The 1,670-nt window shown below is 67.5% G+C and carries 1 protein-coding gene; it reads left to right on the top strand.

What is annotated here, in order from left to right:
- Positions 1–122: 122 nt before the first annotated feature.
- The gene (locus tag ABC138_RS17435; RefSeq protein ID WP_068329933.1) at positions 123–1,529 is read left to right on the top strand and encodes an IS1380 family transposase; all 1,407 of its coding nucleotides are present in this window, start codon (positions 123–125) and stop codon (positions 1,527–1,529) included.
- The last annotated feature ends 141 nt before the right edge of the window (positions 1,530–1,670 follow it).

The following is a 1,670-nucleotide window of genomic DNA, read 5'->3' as shown; positions in this document are numbered from 1 at the left end:
CCTCGATCCACCGATCGACTGTGTCCGGTGGGCGGCGTGGGAGAGTGAGAATGCCCTCCTGACCTGGGAAAATGCGACTTGTCTAAGGTCCGCATAACCCGCTCAAGAAGGGCATCTCGTAGATGCAACTGTCTCACACCCCTTCAGTGGTCTCAGCGACGTTTGACGAGCCCAACCTCGTGTCGGCCGCCGGGCTGGTCCCATTGATGGCTCTGGCTCAGGAGGCCGGGCTGCGTCGGCTGGGAGATGAGCACCTGAGCGTGGCGAGGGACAAGGGGGCCAACGCGGGCCTGAAGCTTGCCTCGTTGGTGGCGGGTATGGCCGCCGGGGCGGACAGCATCGATGACATGGCCTTGCTGCGCCACGGGGCGATGGGCAAGATCTTCGACCGTGCCTACGCTCCCTCGACGTTGGGCTCCTTCCTGCGCGCCTTCACCTTCGGACACGTGCGTCAGGCTGACGCGGTGGCTTCACGGTTCGCACTTGCCCTGGCCGAGCGCTCCGAGTTCCTGGGCCGCGAGGGGGACAGCGGCACGGTGATGGTCGACATCGACGACACCATCATCGAGGTCCACGGCCACCACAAGCAGGGAGCATCCTTCGGCTATACCCGAGTGCGTGGCCTGAATGCGCTGCTGGCCACCGTGAGCACCGAGCAGATCGCCCCGGTGATCGCCGCCCAGCGGCTGCGCAAGGGCTCGGCCGGCTCCCCGCGCGGAGCGGTCCGCCTGGCCGCTGACACCCTGGCTCTGATCCGGCGCACCTGCCTGGCCGGGCGGCCAGTGCTGGTGCGCGCGGACTCAGCGTTCTACTCCCACGCCCTGGTCACCGCCGTGCTCAAGACCGGGGCGCACGTATCGGTCACCGTGCGGATGGACCCGGCCGTCAAGCGCGCCATCGCCGCCATCAGCGACGATGCTTGGACCACGATCAAGTACACCGACGCGATCTTCGACGAAGACAGCGGCAGGTGGATCTCGCGGGCCGAGGTCGCCGAGATCCCCTTCACCGCCTTCACCTCCAAGAAGACCAGCGAGCAGATCCCCGGCCGCCTGGTGGTGCGCCGAATCCCCGACCTGAACCCGAAGAAGAACCAGGGGCAGGCCACACTGTTCGATACGTGGCGCTTCCACGCGTTCTTCACCACCGCCCCCGCCGCCGAGCGCGACACCGTGGCTGCCGACAAGGTCCACCGGGCACACGCCATCATCGAGAACGTCCACGCCGACCTCAAGGCCTCCGCGCTGGCGCACATGCCCTCGGGAGTTTTCAACGCCAACGCTGCCTGGCTCGTCTGCGCGGTCATGGCCTTCAACCTCACCCGCGCCGCCGCGACACTGACCAACGCCCCGGGGCTGGCTCGGGCGACCACGGCAACGATCCGCCGCAAGCTCATCAACGTCCCGGCACGTATTGCTTCCTCCGCCCGGCGCCTGCACCTGCACCTTCCACAGGGCTGGCCATGGCAAACAGCGTGGTCCGCGCTCTACGACGCCCTCGCCCCGCGCCGAGCGACCGCGCCGATCTGACCCACAGACCCAGTCCCTACAAGCAGGAACCCCAGTGGAAGAGCCGGGCAGACCGGCAACTCCTGCACGCCCTCACTCCAGCCCCGACATCCTGCCGCCGACAGCGACCTCCTCAGCAGCTCATCGGTGGATCGAGGCTTA

This window comes from Janibacter sp. LM (assembly GCF_039631275.1).
In the GTDB taxonomy this organism is placed as follows: Bacteria; Actinomycetota; Actinomycetes; order Actinomycetales; family Dermatophilaceae; genus Janibacter; species Janibacter terrae.
This window is presented reverse-complemented; position numbering and strand designations above follow the sequence as displayed.

Coding starts and splice junctions, on each gene's coding strand:
- ABC138_RS17435 (WP_068329933.1), top strand. CDS start 123: ATGCAACTGTCTCACACCCCTTCAGTGGTCTCAGCGACGTTTGACGAG.